At 49.1% G+C, this 18,044-nt stretch carries 13 protein-coding genes and 3 tRNA genes; 5 read left to right on the top strand and 11 right to left on the bottom strand.

Annotated elements, in window-relative coordinates; genetic code table 11:
- Window positions 1-18 precede the first annotated feature (18 nt).
- The 11 genes from nth to AC5SV9_RS01820 form a co-directional block, all read right to left on the bottom strand.
- Window positions 19-651 carry an endonuclease III gene (gene nth, locus AC5SV9_RS01870; protein ID WP_475151515.1) on the bottom strand — a complete coding sequence of 211 codons (633 nt, stop codon included), beginning with the start codon at window positions 649-651 and terminating at the stop codon, window positions 19-21.
- 15 nt (window positions 652-666) lie between these two features.
- Window positions 667-1,362 carry an electron transport complex subunit E gene (locus AC5SV9_RS01865; RefSeq protein WP_475151514.1) on the bottom strand — a complete coding sequence of 232 codons (696 nt, stop codon included), beginning with the start codon at window positions 1,360-1,362 and terminating at the stop codon, window positions 667-669.
- A gap of 17 nt (window positions 1,363-1,379) precedes the next feature.
- Window positions 1,380-2,006, bottom strand: a complete 627-nt coding sequence (rsxG, locus tag AC5SV9_RS01860) for an electron transport complex subunit RsxG (RefSeq protein WP_475151512.1) — start codon at window positions 2,004-2,006, stop codon at window positions 1,380-1,382.
- Window positions 2,003-3,070 (bottom strand): electron transport complex subunit RsxD, encoded by a 1,068-nt coding sequence (gene rsxD, locus AC5SV9_RS01855; RefSeq protein WP_475151509.1) that lies wholly within the window; start codon window positions 3,068-3,070, stop codon window positions 2,003-2,005. Before rsxD ends, rsxG begins: the two co-directional genes overlap by 4 nt.
- Window positions 3,067-5,286 (bottom strand): electron transport complex subunit RsxC, encoded by a 2,220-nt coding sequence (gene rsxC / locus AC5SV9_RS01850; protein WP_475151508.1) that lies wholly within the window; start codon window positions 5,284-5,286, stop codon window positions 3,067-3,069. Before rsxC ends, rsxD begins: the two co-directional genes overlap by 4 nt.
- Before the next feature lie 4 nt (window positions 5,287-5,290).
- Complete coding sequence (gene rsxB / locus AC5SV9_RS01845; RefSeq protein WP_331922143.1) at window positions 5,291-5,842, bottom strand: electron transport complex subunit RsxB; 552 nt, start codon at window positions 5,840-5,842, stop codon at window positions 5,291-5,293.
- On the bottom strand, window positions 5,842-6,423 hold the full coding sequence (gene rsxA / locus AC5SV9_RS01840; RefSeq protein ID WP_134054377.1) for an electron transport complex subunit RsxA: 582 nt from the start codon (window positions 6,421-6,423) through the stop codon (window positions 5,842-5,844). Before rsxA ends, rsxB begins: the two co-directional genes overlap by 1 nt.
- A 113-nt stretch (window positions 6,424-6,536) precedes the next feature.
- Complete coding sequence (locus AC5SV9_RS01835) at window positions 6,537-8,462, bottom strand: EAL domain-containing protein (protein ID WP_475151504.1); 1,926 nt, start codon at window positions 8,460-8,462, stop codon at window positions 6,537-6,539.
- 147 nt (window positions 8,463-8,609) lie between these two features.
- Window positions 8,610-8,686 (bottom strand) — tRNA-Asn (locus AC5SV9_RS01830).
- A gap of 21 nt (window positions 8,687-8,707) precedes the next feature.
- Window positions 8,708-8,784: transfer RNA gene (locus AC5SV9_RS01825), tRNA-Asn, on the bottom strand.
- A gap of 31 nt (window positions 8,785-8,815) precedes the next feature.
- Window positions 8,816-8,892 (bottom strand) — tRNA-Asn (locus tag AC5SV9_RS01820).
- Window positions 8,893-9,414: 522 nt separating this feature from the next.
- Here AC5SV9_RS01820 and AC5SV9_RS01815 point away from each other — a divergent pair.
- The 5 genes from AC5SV9_RS01815 (at window position 9,415) to AC5SV9_RS01795 (ending at window position 18,043) form a co-directional block, all read left to right on the top strand.
- On the top strand, window positions 9,415-10,773 hold the full coding sequence (locus AC5SV9_RS01815; RefSeq protein ID WP_475151502.1) for an MATE family efflux transporter: 1,359 nt from the start codon (window positions 9,415-9,417) through the stop codon (window positions 10,771-10,773).
- A complete protein-coding gene (gene uvrB, locus AC5SV9_RS01810) occupies window positions 10,770-12,767 on the top strand; it encodes an excinuclease ABC subunit UvrB (RefSeq protein WP_475151500.1) in 1,998 nt (665 codons plus the stop codon). The genes AC5SV9_RS01815 and uvrB overlap by 4 nt, the downstream gene beginning before the upstream one ends.
- Before the next feature lie 167 nt (window positions 12,768-12,934).
- A complete protein-coding gene (locus AC5SV9_RS01805) occupies window positions 12,935-13,720 on the top strand; it encodes a putative porin (protein WP_475151498.1) in 786 nt (261 codons plus the stop codon).
- Between the two features lie 151 nt (window positions 13,721-13,871).
- The gene (locus AC5SV9_RS01800; protein WP_475151496.1) at window positions 13,872-14,975 is read left to right on the top strand and encodes an efflux RND transporter periplasmic adaptor subunit; all 1,104 of its coding nucleotides are present in this window, start codon (window positions 13,872-13,874) and stop codon (window positions 14,973-14,975) included.
- Window positions 14,976-14,977: 2 nt separating this feature from the next.
- Window positions 14,978-18,043 (top strand): efflux RND transporter permease subunit, encoded by a 3,066-nt coding sequence (locus AC5SV9_RS01795; protein ID WP_475151493.1) that lies wholly within the window; start codon window positions 14,978-14,980, stop codon window positions 18,041-18,043.
- The last annotated feature ends 1 nt before the right edge of the window (window position 18,044 follow it).

Below are 18,044 nucleotides of genomic sequence, written 5' to 3'. Positions count from 1 at the left end.
AAGTTACTAGCAATATCACTATTCAGTTTTGTCTTTAAACTCACATAAATCTTCAATGATACAAGAGCCACATTTAGGTTTACGCGCTACGCAGGTATAGCGGCCATGCAGGATAAGCCAGTGGTGCACGTCGAGTTTAAACTCGTCTGGCACCACTTTAAGCAACTTCTGCTCGACTTCATCAACGTTTTTACCCGGTGCCAGTTTGGTACGGTTAGATACACGGAAAATGTGGGTGTCTACCGCTATGGTTGGCCAGCGAAAGGCAGTGTTCAGCACCACGTTAGCCGTTTTACGGCCAACGCCGGGTAGGGCTTCTAAAGCTTCGCGGTTCTCGGGAACCTCACCACCATGTTGCTCAACCAGAATGCGGCAGGTTTTAATGACGTTTTCGGCTTTGGTATTAAATAAGCCGATGGTTTTAATGTAATGTTTAACGCCATCCACGCCTAAATCCAGCATGGCCTGTGGCGTTCGGGCTGCCGGAAACAGGTGTCTGGTGGCTTTATTGACTCCGACATCTGTGGCCTGTGCTGATAATAAAACCGCTATCAGCAGTTCAAAAGGCGAGCTGTATTCAAGCTCAGTCGTAGGCTCAGGGTTTGCTTCGCGCAACCGGCTTAATATTTCTATACGTTTTTGTTTGTTCATCTGTTATCCGGCAGTTTACTGCGCAGCGCCGGTAACCCGGGCGCGGGCGATACTGCCTTTTTCAATGGTTTGTTTTTGCTTAAGCTTGTTATCAATAACGTTTTTCAGCGCGATTAATAAGCCCATACCCAGAAAGGCACCGGGTGGCAGCATGGCTAATAGAAAATGGCTGTCGACTGCAAAAACCTCGATGCGAAGCATTTTCGCCCAATCACCAAGCAATAAGTCGGCACCATCGAATAAGGTACCCTGGCCAAGCAGTTCGCGCATAGCTCCCAATACCAGCAGTACCAGCATAAAGCCCAGACCCATCATAAAACCGTCTAATGCCGAAGGTAGTAGCGGGTTTTTTGACGCAAAAGCTTCAGCCCGGCCAATAATGGCGCAGTTAGTGACGATTAATGGGATAAAAATACCCAGCGACTGATATAAACCAAAGGTATAGGCATTCATTAATAGTTGCACCACGGTAACCAGGCTGGCAATAATCAACACAAACACCGGAATGCGGATCTCGCTGGCAACATGATTGCGTACCAGCGATACCGCAACGTTTGAACCAACCAGCACCAGCAAGGTTGCGACGCCCAAACCCAGCGCATTGGTTACGGTAGCTGTTACGGCCAGCAGAGGACACAGGCCCAGTAGCTGAACCAGGCCGGGGTTGTTTTTCCACAGCCCTTGTATTGTCAGCTCTTTAAATTGACTCATATTGTTACTCTACCTTGTTATTGCGCACAATTGGCAGCCTGGGTGGCCAGCTCGGCATGTTGCTGCACATAGAGTACGGCATTGCGCACCGCTTTAACAACGGCGCGAGGTGTAATGGTGGCGCCGGTAAACTGATCAAAATCGCCACCGTCTTTGCGTACTGCCCATTTTCCGGCATTGTCTGCTGTTACTACTTTGCCGCTAAAATTGAAAATCCAAGGCGAGCGGCGGGCTTCAATTTTATCACCCAGCCCCGGTGTTTCCTGATGGTTTAGCACCCGGGTGCCCAATACCGTGCCATCAGGCTGAAGCGCCACAATTAAATCGATATTGCCGCTATAGCCATCGGGCGCTGTGGTTTCAAGAATGTAGGCGTGCAGTTCGTTACCGTCACGCCAGCGATATAGCTGCTGCTTGCCGGGGCGGCCTAAAAGCTGTTCATCCTGCACCAGTATGCAGTCCTTTAACAGCGAAGATGTCACATTAATGCCTGGCAGCACTTCAGTCAGTATTGCCATTTTGCTGGCCTGACGCTGCTGTTCAATACGTGGTGCGGTTTGCTGGTTTACCAGGCCCAGAATAGCGACACAAAATGCTGCTGCACCGGCCAACGCCAGAGCATTTTTGCTGATTGCCTTTATCATTTCAGCTCGCTCCTTTGTCTGTGGCCGTAAGTTCGCGGCCGGGTATAGTAGTCAATAAGCGGTACCGCCATATTGGCCAGCAACACGGCAAAGGCATACGCATCCGGATAACCACCAAAGCTGCGGATAAGAAACACTAATAAACCAATCAGCGCGCCGTATATCAGCCGGCCCTTGTTGGTGGTTGAAGCGGATACCGGATCGGTTGCGATAAAAAAGGCCGCCAGCATGGTGCCGCCGCTAAATAGGTGAAACAGCGGCCCTGTCATACTGTCTGGAGACGCAAGGCTGGCGACTGCTGATAGTATAAAAAGGCTTGCCAATACTGCTACCGGAATACGCCAGCCGATGACTTTTTGCTGAATTAACAGTAAACCACCAGCCAGATAAGCCAGATTAACCCACAACCAGCCAGCACCGGCAAAGGCGAAGAACACCGGGTTTTGCAGGCTTTCGTCCAGAGTCAGGCCACGGTTAAGACCGGTTCTTACGGTATCCAAAGGTGTCGCCATGGTTACGCCATCAACGTTGGCCTGCAGTTGTGCCAGGCTAAAACCGCTGCAACTGTACTGCGTAAAAATACTGCATATGGCATCAAGTGGCGTTAGTGTCACGCTTTGCAAGGAAAGGGGCGGCAGCCACTGGGTCATTTGCAGCGGAAAAGAGACTAATAGCAGCACATAGGCCGCCATCGCCGGGTTAAACAGGTTGTTACCCAGGCCACCATACAGTTGCTTTACCATTATAATGGCGAAAGCCGTACCGATGACAATTATCCACCAGGGCGCATAGGGCGGAATAGCTACTGCCAGCAATACCGCAGTGAGCATAGCACTGTTGTCTTTTAGCCTGATCAATACGGCTTTACGGCGTAATACTAATACGAGCGCTTCACTGAGCCAGGCTGTGATCACTGCAAGCAATAACTGAATTAATACACCATAACCAAATAGCACTGCCTGCACCGCAATGCCCGGTATGCAGGCCAGCACAACCAGGCGCATAAGCTGCGATGTGCTGCGCTGGCTATGCTGATGTGGCGAACTGGCTATTTTAAAACTCATGACTTCTCACTGTCGGCTTGTTTACGGGCTTTCGCGCGTGCAATCGCTGCAGCTATCGCAGCTTTACGTGGATCGGTATCTGTATCAGACGGCTCAGATGCAGCGGTAATACTCTTGCCAGCTTCATCGGGCTCGGCTGGTTGCGCTGAGGTAACTTGTTCAGTCTGCTCATTACCCTTTGCGCTATCCTGAGCTTTCTTAGCTTTGGCCCGGGCCAGTGCTGCCGCAACGGCCGCTTTACGCGGGTCGGATTCAGTAGCCGGCGGTGGTGAAGCAACCTCGCCAGCCGGTTCAGCGTTGTTATCAGCAGTGGCGTCCTGCACTTGTTGTGTCTGCTGTTTTGCTTTAGCTCTGGCAATGGCAGCAGCAATGGCCGCTTTGCGCGGATCGGTTTGGTGTTGCACATCCGCATTGTCAGCGCTTTTCGCGGTATTATCAGCGTTATCTGACTCACAGTGTTGCGCTGCCTTTTTCGCTTTAGCGCGTGCTATGGCTGCTGCCACAGCTGAAGCTTTATCTGATGCCGCTGCAGTAGTGGGTTGCTGCTGTACAGATGAAGCCTCTGCGTCAGCTTGCTGCTGGGCAGCCTGTGCCTTTTGTTGCTGGTATTCTCTGGCCTGCTGTTTTTTCAGCTCGCGCTCAGCTTGCAGCTGTGCCTGACTTCGTTCTTCATCCGGCGCTGCTGCTTGTGTTTGTTTTGCTTTAATACGGGCCAGCGCATCCGCAACAGCCGTATTGGCACCAGATGCTTGCTGTTGTTGCTGGCGGGCAGCTGCAAGTTGTTGGTTACGCTCTAACCGCTCTTGCTTTTCACGTTCCAGCCTGGCATTGCGCGCTTCAAATCTGGCTTTGGCTTGCTCAGCTTTTAAGGCTTCGCGCTGCTGTTCGCGAATGTCTGCTTTGGCGACCCGATAATATTGCACCAGCGGTATTTCGCTGGGGCAAACGTAGGCGCAGGCACCACATTCAATGCAGTCTGCCAGATTGTATTCTTTGAGCTTATCATTGTCTTTGGCTTTGCTGTACCAGAGTAACTGCTGTGGCAACAGGCTGGCAGGGCAGGCATCGGCACAGGCGCTGCAGCGTATGCAATCCATCTCTTGGGCGGGTGCCGGCATCTCTTTTGCTGTTGGCGCCAGTATACAGTTAGTGGTTTTAACGACTGGTACGCTTAAATCCGGCAGTGTAAAGCCCATCATCGGGCCACCCATGATAACCCGTTGCACCGGCTCGGGTTGAAAACCGCAGTACTGCAATAAATCTGATACCGGTGTGCCAATCAGCGCTATAACATTTTGCGGCTGGCTTAGCGTGTCTCCGGTTACTGTAACAATGCGTGAAATCAGAGGGTGGTCATCCAGAACGGCCTGCGCAATGGCAAACGCCGTACCGACATTCTGCATCACAATGCCGATATCGAGTGGACGGCGGCCATTGGGCACTTCTTTATTGGTTAGCAACTGGATCAGTTGTTTTTCACCACCCGAAGGGTATTTGGTTGGCACAGTGCGTACGTAATAGTGTTCACGCTGACTGCAGGCCGCCATCATAGCTGCCGCAGCGATCGGCTTATCATCTTCAATGCCAATCAACACGGCTTTGGGGCTTAACAGCCGGCACAGGATGTCGATGCCTTTGACAATAGTGGTAGCCGCTTCCTGGATCAGTAAGTCATCTGCTGTAATGTAGGGTTCGCACTCAACGGCATTGATGATCAGATAATCTACCGGCTGGTTACCACCGGTTTTTAAATGAGTCGGGAAACCCGCACCGCCCATACCGGCGATACCGCACTCCTGGATCCTATTAAGCAGCTGCATTTTGTCACAGCTGGCGAAGTTGAGTGGCTCACGCTCGCGCCACTCATCCAGACCATCTGGCTCGAGTACTAACGTTAGTTCAGGTAACGCGGATGGGTGGGGGCTGGTATGAGGTGCTATTTGCAGGACTAAGCCTGAAGTCGGTGCATGTACCGGCACGGTCATAGAGTTGTCGGCACTGGTTAACGGCTGACCTTTTAACACCCGCTCACCGGTTTTTACCAATAACTGGCCGGCGACACCGATATGCTGACGTAGCGGGATATATAACCGGTCGGGCAGTGGCATTACTGCGACCGGTTTTTGGCTGGTATTTTGCTTACGTGACGGCGGGTGTATGCCACCGTGGAAATCCCAGATAGTACCGGCCTGAATTTGCTTAAATAAACTGGGCATGGCGTTACTCCACCATCCGAACCGGAATGGCTGCTAAATCCCATTTCCAACGCTCTGGTGTACTGGCGAGTGGGATCATATCAATACAATCTACCGGGCAAGGCTCAACACAGAGGTCACAGCCGGTGCATTCGTCGACCAATACCGTGTGCATTAGTTTGGATGCCCCCACGATGGCATCGACCGGACAGGCCTGAATACATTTAGTACAACCTATACATTCATCTTCACGGATATAGGCCACACGCTTTACATTTTCGGTTTGGGCGGCGTTAAGTGGTTTGGCTTCAACACCCAGTAAATCGGCCAGTTTACGGATGGTTGCTTCGCCGCCAGGCGGGCACTTGTTAATGTCGTCGCCGTCAGCAATAGCCTGCGCATAGGGTTTGCAGCCCGGATAGCCGCACTGGCCGCACTGTGTCTGGGGCAGTATGTCATCTATCTGGTCAACTAAAGGATCACTTTCCACTTTGAAGCGAATAGCAGCATAACCCAGCACAGCACCAAACAGCAGCGCCAGCACACCGATAGCAATAAGAGCAGTAAGCAATGTCATCAGGCTTTCACCAATCCGGTAAAGCCCATAAAGGCCAATGACATCAGGCCCGCTGTTACCATGGCAATGGCCGCACCTTTAAAAGGGACCGGTACATCAGCAGCCGCCAATCTTTCACGCATGGCAGCAAACAGGATCAGCACCAAAGAGAAGCCAACAGCAGCACCAAAACCATACACGACCGAATTTACAAAGTTGTGCCGGGCGTTTACGTTTAAAAGTGCCACACCCAATACGGCGCAGTTTGTGGTAATAAGAGGCAGAAAAATGCCCAGCAATCGGTACAGCGTCGGGCTGGTTTTATGCACCACCATTTCAGTAAATTGCACTACTACAGCAATAACCAGAATAAACGCCAGCGTGCGCAAATAGAGCAGATCCAGCGGTGCCAGCAGGTAATAATCCACCAAATAGCTGCACAGAGACGCCAGTGTCAAAACGAAGGTAGTAGCCAGTGACATGCCAATTGCCGTTTCCAGCTTGCCTGACACGCCCATAAAAGGGCAGAGGCCGAGGAATTTTACCAGCACAAAATTGTTCACCAGTACGGTACTGATTAACAACAACAGAAATTCAGTCATCGTATCGCTCGGGAAAAATGAGGGCCATATTATGCTATTAAGCTAACAGCGACACAACCTGATAAATCCTAGGGTTGTTGCAGCTGTAGCAGAATGACAGCTGCATTTTACCACTAAAGCGCAGCCGGCTTTCCAACGTAATAGCCCTGATTGCCATCAATAAATAAAGACTCCAGCATATGCTTTTCTTCCTGGGTTTCGACACTCTCGGCAAAGACACCCACACCGATACGGTGAGCGAGATCTATCATCAGGCGCATAAAGTACTGATTGTTCTTATCTTCATTAATATGACGGGTATAGCTGCCGTCCATTTTTACGTAGTCGGGTTTTAAATCGCGGAAAAACTTGAATGATGTAATACCAACACCGAATTTTTCTACCGTGACGCGGGAACCTGCGCGGTGAGCCATATCGATAAAGCGCTTACTGGTTTTCAGGTTTTGCTGCATGCCAAATTCAGTTACTTCAAAAATTAGCTTGGCAGCAATATGTGCATCTTTTAACAAGCGTCGTTCCAGCCAGATAATAAACTGATCATCATGCAGACAACGGGCAGACAGGTTCAAACCAAAATACTGATCCTGAAGGTTTTTATTTTTAATTGTCGTTAAGGCTGTTTCAATGATCAGCCGGTCAACTGCAACTATCCGATCAAGTTTTTCGGCCATCGCCAAGAATGATGCTGTAGGTAATATCTGACCTTCCTGCGTTTTGAACCTAACAAGGATTTCGGAATAGGCCTTGGCAGAGCGGTTGGATGGCTGTATTAATTGGGTCAGTAAGCTGATGCGATGGTTAGTCAGCACATCGTCAATCACATTGCGCCAGTTTTGGTTACCGTAGCCACCACTGGACATTTCCATCGCGGCAGACTCTTTTTGCAGATGCCAGGCATTAGGCTGTTTAGTTTGCGCCAAACTGATAGACGTATCGGCAATGGCGAGTAATTCACCCAAGGCTTTACCGGCTTCATAGCTGACCAGGCCGGTATAGGCAACAGAATCAAGCTCTGCGTTTTTTTGGTACTCATTTAGCCTGCTTTGCAGCTGCAGTGCAAAGTTCTCAGCTTCTTTTGGCGTTACCCTTGGTAACAAAATGCCGAAATCTGAACTGTTAAGCCGATAGACCCGGTGATCTTTGTAAGAGCCGCACAGCTTTTTAATCAGCTCGGCCACTTCGCGTACATAAGTGTCACCTTCCTGAAAGCCACGGGTTTGATTAAGCGTCTGTAATTCGGTACACCGTGTAATGCCAAAAATGCCGAAATCGTTGTTCTCGTTCTGGCGGATGTTTTCTTCGTAATATTGCACAAAACGATTACGGTTCGGCAAACCGGTTACCGGATCTTTGTAGGCTTCTTCCGCAATATGCTGTGCATTGGCGGTCATTTCGTTAAACTGGCTACGGGTATAGTGTGCCAATTTTTGCAATGCGATATTGATATCTGAAAATTCGGCGGGGATCTTTTGCCAATCTGGCTCAGCCTTTTGCGGATCCTTAATAAAGCGGTCAATTAACTCATTAACTGCCGATGTAGTGCGCCGGTAACTGCGGCTAATACTGCTTTTGCTTAACAGCACAGGTATCCAGCCTAACAAAAACGGCAGCAGTACCAGAATTAACAGCATAATTTGAAATTGTTGCAGGCGTGCCGTGAAATCCAACTGATAACTGAGCTGAATGTTCTGCTCCTGATTGCGCAGCGTTTGTTGTTTAAACTCAGTGCCAAAAAGTTGCAGCAGCAGTGTGGCAACCGGTGCTCCATCTGCATTGCTATTCTGCTCATGCAAAACGGTGCCATCCAGTTGACTGATGCGTAGTTTCTTAAGATTAAAACTGCGATCTAACTGACGGCTCAATACCTTACCGTCACCGGTAATATGATGATTCAGAATTTGCTCAATCGCGATTCGGACGTTATCTTCAGAACTGTTTAGTTGCTGTTGGGTGTATTTGACCAAAACAACCATCGCCGCACCGGCAAGCACAAGTGCTGACAGTAACTGACTGATAAGTAAAGTTCGCAATATTCTCATAAGCATTGACCACCAGATATAACCAGCTTCCTTGTCCTAATGCATAATATAGTTTTAGGCAGCTGCAATAGAAAGCTAATTAAATCAAAAAAATAGTGATAAATATACAAATTACGACAAGCAGGGGGAAAATACAGACAGTATAAATGGCTCCCCAGACTGGACTCGAACCAGTGACCTACGGATTAACAGTCCGCCGCTCTAACCAACTGAGCTACTAGGGAATTGAAGATTACATATAAAGATGGCTCCCCAGACTGGACTCGAACCAGTGACCTACGGATTAACAGTCCGCCGCTCTAACCAACTGAGCTACTAGGGAAGGGTAAAACTACTCTTTGTTATTATGCTGTTGGCTCCCCAGACTGGACTCGAACCAGTGACCTACGGATTAACAGTCCGCCGCTCTAACCAACTGAGCTACTAGGGAACAGCATTCAACGGGGCGCAATACTAATGCCAGCTATACCCCCTGTCAACACTTTGAATCACTGATTTTCACGAACTTGGATTACTTGCGTAATGTTTGAACAAAGCCCCTGATTTGCACGTTAAACTTTGCTGGAAAAACGGTCAGGTGACAGATACCTGCCGCTTCAGAATTTACCCCAGATTATAAGGACTATAGAGAGTTACCCACAGTTTCTGTGGATAACTCTGTGAATGAGTTGAGACGTAGTAGATGTATGTCTTGATTCTGCTGGCTTTGCTGGTCGTCAAGCAAGTTGCGATGAAAATTAATTGTGTTTTAAAACAAATGTTTATGTTTTTATTGTTTGTCATTCCTACGGCTTATGACAGATAAAAGTCAGTGGCGGCGGAATTGTGAACTATTTTCCAACTTGCTAATTAAGCTAAATACTGCCGGAAGGCGGAAAATCAGGACAAAACAGCATGGTTTGCCGTGGCGCTTTTCTCTACAATAGCACTACCAACACTCCAGCCTGAATTTATGACCACTAAAAAAGCCTCATATTCACTGACAAAAGATGATATTCAGCCAACATTGGTCGCGATGACGTTGCCTATGCTGGTTGGCATGATCACCTTAATGACATTTAACCTGGTTGACACTTTTTTTATCAGTATGCTCGGAACGGTGCAGCTTGCGGCAATCAGTTTTACCTTTCCGGTGTCTTTTACCTTAATCAGTTTATCAATAGGTTTAAGTATTGGTACCTCCGCCGTTATTGCAAAAGCATTGGGGGCGGGCAGCCTGACAGAGGCAAGGACCGATGGTCAGGTCGCTTTGTGTTTGTCGGCGGTGCTCGTTGCTGTGCTGGCGGTACTGGGTTACGTGTTTACCGTACCCTTGTTTACCGCATTAGGTGCTGATACCGACACGCTAAGTTACATCCGCCAATACATGGATATCTGGTTTTGTGGTGCGGTATTGCTGGTGCTGCCTATGGTGGGCAATGCTGTACTGCGGGCCTCAGGCGATACGAAAACGCCGAGTATCATTATGGCTTGCTCCGGCCTGGTGAATGCTGTACTTGACCCGATACTGATATTTGGTGTCGGGCCATTTCCTGCAATGGGAATGCATGGCGCTGCCATTGCGACTGTTATCTCCTGGGTATTTGGTTCTGCACTCATACTGTATTTACTGGTAAAGCGTGGGTTAATCGCAACCAACTGGATTAAACCGGTGTTGCTATTGAGTATTTGCCGCAAAATTTTGCGTATTGGTTTACCTGCGGCTGGGGCAAATATGCTGACACCCCTTGCGATGGGTATATTAACAGCCATCATGGCCAGTTATGGCGCGGCTGCAGTAGCGGCATTTGGCGTGGGTGCCAGGCTGGAGAGTATTGCCTGCCTGGTGGTACTGGCACTCTCAATGACATTACCGCCTTTTGTTAGTCAGAATTATGGTGCAGGTTTGATGTCGCGGGTACAGCAGGCATACCGGTTATGTGCCCGGTTTGTCATGCTATGGCAGTTTGGTATCTATCTGCTGCTGGCCGTGCTGGCCTATCCGGTTGCTACACTGTTCAGCGATGAGCCTGAAGTGATTAGGATTTTATGCCAGTTTATCTGGATAGTACCGCTGGCCTATGGCTTACAGGGCATTACTATTTTAACGAATTCTTCTTTTAATGCGTTGCATTTGCCCGGCAGTGCCCTGGTATTAAGCCTGATCAGGTTGTTCGTGTTTTATGTGCCTTTTGCCTGGCTTGGGGGCAAGCTTTATGGCATAACCGGTTTATTTATCGGCTGTGTGCTGGCGAATGTATTTACCGCAACGCTGGCTTGGCGTTGGTTTAACCGCGCTGTAGTACGCAATTCACAGGAGGTTACTGCATGACACGCGCATTTGAGCTGGTTTCACAATACCAGCCTGCCGGAGACCAGCCGCAGGCGATCACTAAACTGGTAGAAGGTTTGGAAGCAGGGCTTGCTCATCAGACGCTATTAGGTGTAACCGGCTCAGGAAAGACATTCACCATGGCCAATGTCATCGCAAAGGTCGACAGACCAACGCTGATTATGGCGCACAACAAAACGCTGGCGGCACAGCTGTATGGTGAAATGAAAGAGTTTTTCCCCCACAACGCCGTAGAGTACTTTGTGTCGTATTACGATTATTACCAGCCAGAAGCTTATGTGCCCTCAACCGATACTTTTATTGAAAAAGATGCATCGATAAATGAGCACATCGAGCAGATGAGGTTATCGGCGACTAAGGCACTGATGGAGCGGCGTGACGTGGTCATTATTGCCTCGGTGTCGGCGATTTATGGTCTGGGTGATCCTGAGTCCTATATGAAAATGCTGCTGCATCTTAAAGTGGGAGACATTGTTGATCAGCGTTTTATTCTGCGCCGTCTGGCCGAGTTGCAATACAGTCGCAATGACATTGATTTTCAGCGCGCAACCTACAGGGTGCGTGGTGATGTGATAGATATCTTTCCTGCTGAATCAGATGATGTTGCAGTCAGGGTCGAATTGTTTGATGAAGAGATTGAGCGGATAAGTATTTTTGACCCGCTAACCGGTGCTGTAGAGAAGGTTGTCACCCGCTATACGGTATACCCCAAAACGCACTATGTTACGCCGCGGGAAAAAATTCTGGCCGCAGTCGATGAAATAAAACTTGAGTTAAAACAGCGCCGTGATGAGCTACTGGCAAATAATAAGCTGGTCGAAGAGCAGCGGCTGAGCCAGCGCACCTTGTTTGATATCGAAATGATGGTTGAGCTGGGTTATTGTTCTGGTATTGAAAACTATTCCCGTTATTTATCCGGCCGTGCCAATGGCGAACCGCCGCCAACGTTGCTGGATTATTTCCCGTCAGACGGCCTGATGTTTATTGATGAGTCTCACGTTACTATTTCCCAGATAGGTGCGATGTATAAAGGAGACCGTTCACGTAAAGAGAATCTGGTTAACTATGGCTTCCGTTTGCCGTCGGCGCTGGATAACCGGCCGCTGAAATTTGATGAGTTTGAAGCAATAGCACCGCAGCGAATTTATGTTTCTGCCACGCCGGCGGCTTATGAGCTGGAGCATTCCGCTGGTGAAGTCGTTGAGCAGGTAGTCCGGCCTACCGGTTTAGTGGATCCGGAAATAGAGATCCGCCCTGTTGCTACTCAGGTGGACGATTTGTTATCCGAGGCCTTTATCCGTGCACAGCGACAGGAGCGGGTTTTGGTCACGACACTGACAAAAAAAATGGCGGAAGATTTAACCGAGTATCTGAATGATCACGGCGTAAAAGTGCGCTATTTGCATTCGGATATTGATACTGTGGAGCGGATGGAAATTATCCGCGATCTGCGCCTTGGCGTATTCGACGTGTTGGTCGGTATTAACTTGCTCCGCGAAGGGCTTGATATACCGGAAGTGTCGCTGGTCGCGATTCTGGATGCCGACAAAGAAGGGTTTTTACGCTCTGAACGTTCACTTATCCAGACTATTGGCCGTGCTGCGCGTAACTTGCAGGGCAGGGCTATCCTGTATGCAGATCGCATTACCGGTTCGATGAAAAAAGCCATAGACGAAACTGAGCGCCGTCGTGCTAAGCAGCAACAGTTCAACCTTGAACATGGCATATCGCCTACTGCCATTAAAAAGAAAGTGGCAGATGTGATGGACCTGGGGCAGGACGCTGCGCCGGCCTTACCTATGGTCGCTGAAAAAGCCAGGCTGATAAAAGGTAAAACGCCTTATCAGGTTGAGGCGGATATAAAGCAACTGGAGCAGAAAATGCTGCAACATGCGAAAGATCTTGAGTTTGAACAGGCGGCTAAATTGCGTGATCAGGTGCACTTGCTGAAACAGGCATTGCTTGAAATTTAGTCGCAGCTGGATGGTTTTTCATCACGCTTTGTAACAACGACGCATTTGCTTGCAAATTAAACTGTTTTTATACAATCAGTTAATTGTTTGTTCAGACATAACTGTTAGGATGCGCGCGGCCTTGCAAGGTGCAAAGGCCCTAAGCATTGGTATTTTTAAGGACAGTTATGAAGCAGACTTTTCTGGCAACACTTATCGCAGCTTTCTCCGTTTCCGCTTTCGCTAACACTTTTCAGCATCAGAGCGATGCCAGCTTTGGCTGGCTTGATACCTCTGGTGGTGATTTACAGCAATGGACGCTTTCACATCGCTTTTATCTGGCGCCGGTCAGTACGGGCAACAAAGCGCCCTATGCCGAGGCTGGCTTTTTAAGCCGTAGCAGCAGTGTTAACGCTGGCTATAACTATCTCAATATTGATACAGGCGCGACTGAACGCAGCATCAGCGGCTGGAACATCGGTGGCGAATATAAAGATGCCAGCCATAACTTTTATGCCTCTGCACAGTTAGTTGAGTTAAATGGTACTGACGATCGGGTTGTGCTGCTAAGCGGTGGCTATTTTATTCAGAGTGACTGGCTGGTTAAACTGGATGCCCGCCATTACCGGGAGGATGGTGCGGGCAGCGAAACTGAATATGGTATCAGCACCAAGAAGTTACTTGCGCTGGAAAATGGTAACTTTATCAACATTGAAGCACATTACATGGATGTAAAAGATGAAGATGAATCTGAATTCGGTGTAGCGGCAGATTATTACTTCGGCCGCAATATCGCTGTAGGTGTAGCGTATGACTGGACATCTGATGACGTGGTAAATGCTGACGAAGACAGCGTGACGGTGCGCGGCAGCTGGTATCTGCAACCTACGCTGGCACTTAGTGCGGCGGTGGTGTTTGACTATCTGGATACCAGTGAAGAATTATACCAGCTGGGCGTAACATACCGCTTCTGATTAGTTAGCTGTAGGTTGCCCTGATTTACCCGCCATTTATGGCGGGTTTTTTCTTTCTGAAAGCCGGTAACAGGTTTATACTTTTCAAACTGTTACTTCATATGTTGCTGTAATTGCGACATTTATCGTGCTGCCTCGCAGGAATTTAATTATGCCAGCCAAATCTATTTCTACGGTTTTGTTACCCTGTTTTTTAATGTCGTCAGTATTATTGTTAAACGCCTGTGAGCCTGCACCAGAGCAAGCCTCGGCTGAAGGCATACGGCCGGTCAAGTTATATACCGTCAGTAATGGCGGTGCTGGCGTGATAAGGCAGTTTCCGGCCGTGGTTGAGCCCAGTGAAAATGTCAGGCTGGGATTTCGGGTCAGCGGCAAGCTGACCCAAATTCTGGTGCGGCCAGGACAAACCGTTACTGATGGCCAGCTGCTCGCTAAGCTGGATGAAACTGATTTTGCCCTGATTGTAGAGCAGGCGAGTGCACGCTACGAGCTGGCAAAAACCCAATTTGAGCGCTCAGAGCAGCTGATTAACCAGAAGCTGGTGTCGCAGTCAGTATTTGATGAAGCAAAAGCACAGTTTCAGGTGGCAGCCGCCGATTTAAAAACCAGCAAAGCATCATTAAGTTATACCGAGTTGCATGCACCGTTTACGGGTATTATTTCAAGGCAACTGGTTGATAATCATGAAAATGTCGCTGCGCAGCAGCCTGTGCTTGAGCTGCAGCTGCGCGATAATGTTGATATTGTTATCCAGGTGCCTGAGGATGTGATTTCTAACGTCAGGAAAGATCTCGATTATCAGCCTGAAGTGATCTTTGATTCGCACCCTGAGTTTCGCTACCGTGCCAAAGTCAAAGAGTGGGACGCACGGCCTGATCCAGCGACAAACAGTTATAAGGTTGTGTTTACCATGCCTACGCCACAGGATTTTAATTTACTGTCTGGTATGACGGCCAACGTTATTGCGGAAATGGATAAGATAAGCCGCTATGAAAATAACGTCAGTTATATTCCACCCAGCGCAATTTTTAGCCCGTCAGAGCAAAGTGTCAGCAGTAAGGACAAATTTGTCTGGGTGTACAATCCCGACACGGGCACCGTTAGCCAGCGCCTGGTTCAGGTAGCAGAGTTAAGCAGTGCCGGGCTTGCGGTAACGTCGGGCCTCAATGCCGGAGAACAGGTTGTCAGCGCAGGTGTGCAGCAACTGAGCGAAGGACAGCAGGTAAGGCCCTGGCAACGCGAGCGGGGGCTCTAAGCATGAGTGTAGCCAGTTATTTCATCACAAACCGTACGTCATCCTGGCTATTCGCAGCCATTTTGCTGATAGGCGGTATTATTGCTTATACCGGTCTTGGCCGATTGGAAGACCCGCAGTTTACGCTGAAACAGGCGATGATCGTGACACAGTATCCCGGTGCCTCGCCGCAACAGGTGGAAGAAGAGGTCAGTTACCCGCTGGAAAATGCGATTCAGCAATTGCCTTATGTCTACCATGTCACGTCAGTATCAACTACGGGTTTGTCTCAGATCATGGTCGAGATGAAAGATATTTACCGTGCCCGTGAATTGAAACAAATCTGGGATGAGTTACGGCACAAAGTCACAGACTTACAGGGAAAGTTGCCGCCTGGTGTGGGTACTCCACTGGTCAAAGATGACTTTGGTGATGTGTACGGTATTTTGTATGCGATAACCGGCGACGGTTTTAGCGATGACGAACTACGCGATTATGTTGATTTTCTGCGCCGCGAGCTGGTAACAGTGCCAGCGGTTGGCAAAGTAGCCGTCGGGGGGGAACAACAGGAACAGGTTATTGTCGAGATGTCCCGTTCCAGACTGGCTGCGCTGGGCATTTCACCGGCACAGCTGGCCAGCTTGCTGCAAAGTCAGAACGTTGTGTCTAATGCGGGCTCTATCAGAGTGGATGCCGACAGATTAAGAATTCACCCTACCGGCGAATTTCAGCAGGTATCGGAGTTGGAAAGCCTGATTATCAGTAATCCGGCGGCCAGTGAGCTTATCTATCTGGGCGATATCGCCAGGGTGTATCGCGCGCCAACTGAGTTGCCCAGCCAGATCATCCGCCATGGCGGTGAAAATGCCCTGACGTTGGGCATTTCTTTTAGCGCCGGTGTTAATGTAGTGGATGCAGGGGAGCAGATAGCACAGCGTTTGCAGCAGCTTAACTATAATCGCCCCGTTGGTATTGAGTTACACACTATCTATAACCAGCCTGACGAGGTCGCCAATTCGGTCAGCGGCTTTATTGTCAATCTGGCTGAGGCTGTAGCTATCGTTATTATTGTGTTGCTGGTATTTATGGGGCTGCGTAGCGGTATCTTAATCGGCTTGATACTGCTACTGACAGTGCTGGGCACTTTTATTTTTATGCAGCAGATGCAAATTGAATTGCAGCGGGTATCGCTTGGCGCGTTGATTATTGCTTTGGGTATGTTAGTGGATAACGCCATCGTGATTACCGAAGGTATCCTCATTGGTATACAACGGCGGTTAAAGCTCGCTGATGCGGCAGCTTTGATTGTAAAACAAACACAGTGGCCGTTACTTGGTGCCACTGTGATAGCAATTACCGCTTTTGCCCCGATAGGGTTATCGAGCGATGCTACCGGTGAGTTTGCCGGCAGCCTGTTTTGGGTGCTGCTGGTGTCCTTGTTGCTAAGCTGGGTAACGGCTATTACGTTAACCCCGTTCTTTGCCAGTTTATTGTTTAAATCGCAGTTGCAGCAAAGCCCGCAAGCAGCAGATGACGAGGCACTTTACCGCGGAGCAATATTTGATGTGTACCGCACGGTATTAACCGCTGCAATGCGGCACCGCTTTATTACTTATGTCCTGACGATAATGTTATTAGTTGGCAGTGTGCTGGTGTTTGGCAAAGTAAAACAGGTGTTTTTCCCACCTTCAAATACGCCGATATTTCTGCTGGATTTATGGCAGCCTGCAGGCAGCGATATACATTATTCAGCCGGGCAGGCCAAACAGATCATGAGCTACTTGTTGCAGCAGAAGGGCGTTACCAACGTGACTGCTACCTCAGGCCGGGGGGCTGAACGCTTTATGCTGACATACCAGCCGGAGAAAATATATAGCAGTTACAGCCAGTTGGTTGTGCGGATGGAAGACAAAGCGCAATTGCCGGCTTTGATGGCGCAGGTAAGAGAGTATATCTACAGCCACTATCCCGCTATAGACGCTAAGCTGATGCGCTTAGAAGTCGGGCCGTCGACACCGGCCAAAATTGAAGCACGTTTTAGTGGCGCGGATCCTGATGTACTGCGTCAGCTTTCTGCCCGGGCACAGCAGATACTAAAAGCCGACCCCGGTGCGCGTAATATTCGCGATAACTGGCGGGGCAGACAAAAGGTTATCCGGCCGCTGTTTAATGAAGCCATGGGACGCCGGGCCGGGGTTAGTAAGCAAGACATTGATGATGTATTGCTGACCAGCTTATCGGGTAAGACACTGGGCGTTTATCGGGATGGCACGCATTTACTGCCGATAGTGGTGCGCTCGCCGCTGAGTGAGCGTGACAATATAGACGCGTTGTACGATTTACAGGTATTTAGCAGCAAGCTCGGCCGTTATATTCCGATAACTCAGGTAGTTAACGGCTTTGAGCTACAATGGGAAGACCCGCAAATTCAGCGTCGTGACCGTAAACGTACTATTACGGTAATGGCAGATCACGATATTCTCGGTGACGACACCGCGGCTAATTTACTCAAGCGTGTTAAAGCACAAATAGAGGCAATACCGTTACCTACCGGATATTTCCTGAACTGGGGCGGCGAGTTTGAAGCGCAGCAAAAAGCACAGAAAGCCCTGTTCGGTTCTTTACCTATGGGGTATCTGGTCATGTTTATTATCACGGTATTACTGTTTAACTCTATGCGTTCTGCGCTGGTGATTTGGGCTTGTGTGCCGCTGGCCATCATCGGTGTTAGTTTTGGTTTAAAACTGATGGGGGCACCTTTTGGTTTTATGGCGCTGTTGGGTTTTCTTAGTTTATCAGGCATGCTGATTAAGAATGGTATTGTACTGGTTGAACAAATTAAGCTGGAACTGGAAGAAGGCAAACAGGCTTATCATGCCGTATTTCACAGTGCGGTAAGCCGGGTCAGGCCGGTAGCGATGGCTGCTATCACTACTATTCTTGGCATGATCCCGCTACTGGCGGACGATTTTTTCGCCAGTATGGCCGTAGTTATCATGTTCGGTTTGGGCTTTGCCACAGTGCTAACGCTGGTATTCCTGCCGGTGCTGTATTGTAGTGTGTTTAAAATAAAAACGAGTGACACCTGAT

It is taken from the genome of Rheinheimera sp. ATLC3 (assembly GCF_059429535.1).
This window is presented reverse-complemented; position numbering and strand designations above follow the sequence as displayed.

Bases quoted from the DNA above. Each gene is read 5' to 3' on its own strand.
- nth (WP_475151515.1), bottom strand. From the start codon at position 651: ATGAACAAACAAAAACGTATAGAAATATTAAGCCGGTTGCGCGAAGCA.
- AC5SV9_RS01865 (WP_475151514.1), bottom strand. From the start codon at position 1,362: ATGAGTCAATTTAAAGAGCTGACAATACAAGGGCTGTGGAAAAACAAC.
- rsxG (WP_475151512.1), bottom strand. From the start codon at position 2,006: ATGATAAAGGCAATCAGCAAAAATGCTCTGGCGTTGGCCGGTGCAGCA.
- rsxD (WP_475151509.1), bottom strand. From the start codon at position 3,070: ATGAGTTTTAAAATAGCCAGTTCGCCACATCAGCATAGCCAGCGCAGC.
- rsxC (WP_475151508.1), bottom strand. From the start codon at position 5,286: ATGCCCAGTTTATTTAAGCAAATTCAGGCCGGTACTATCTGGGATTTC.
- rsxB (WP_331922143.1), bottom strand. From the start codon at position 5,842: ATGACATTGCTTACTGCTCTTATTGCTATCGGTGTGCTGGCGCTGCTG.
- rsxA (WP_134054377.1), bottom strand. From the start codon at position 6,423: ATGACTGAATTTCTGTTGTTGTTAATCAGTACCGTACTGGTGAACAAT.
- AC5SV9_RS01835 (WP_475151504.1), bottom strand. From the start codon at position 8,462: ATGAGAATATTGCGAACTTTACTTATCAGTCAGTTACTGTCAGCACTT.
- AC5SV9_RS01815 (WP_475151502.1), top strand. From the start codon at position 9,415: ATGACCACTAAAAAAGCCTCATATTCACTGACAAAAGATGATATTCAG.
- uvrB (WP_475151500.1), top strand. From the start codon at position 10,770: ATGACACGCGCATTTGAGCTGGTTTCACAATACCAGCCTGCCGGAGAC.
- AC5SV9_RS01805 (WP_475151498.1), top strand. From the start codon at position 12,935: ATGAAGCAGACTTTTCTGGCAACACTTATCGCAGCTTTCTCCGTTTCC.
- AC5SV9_RS01800 (WP_475151496.1), top strand. From the start codon at position 13,872: ATGCCAGCCAAATCTATTTCTACGGTTTTGTTACCCTGTTTTTTAATG.
- AC5SV9_RS01795 (WP_475151493.1), top strand. From the start codon at position 14,978: ATGAGTGTAGCCAGTTATTTCATCACAAACCGTACGTCATCCTGGCTA.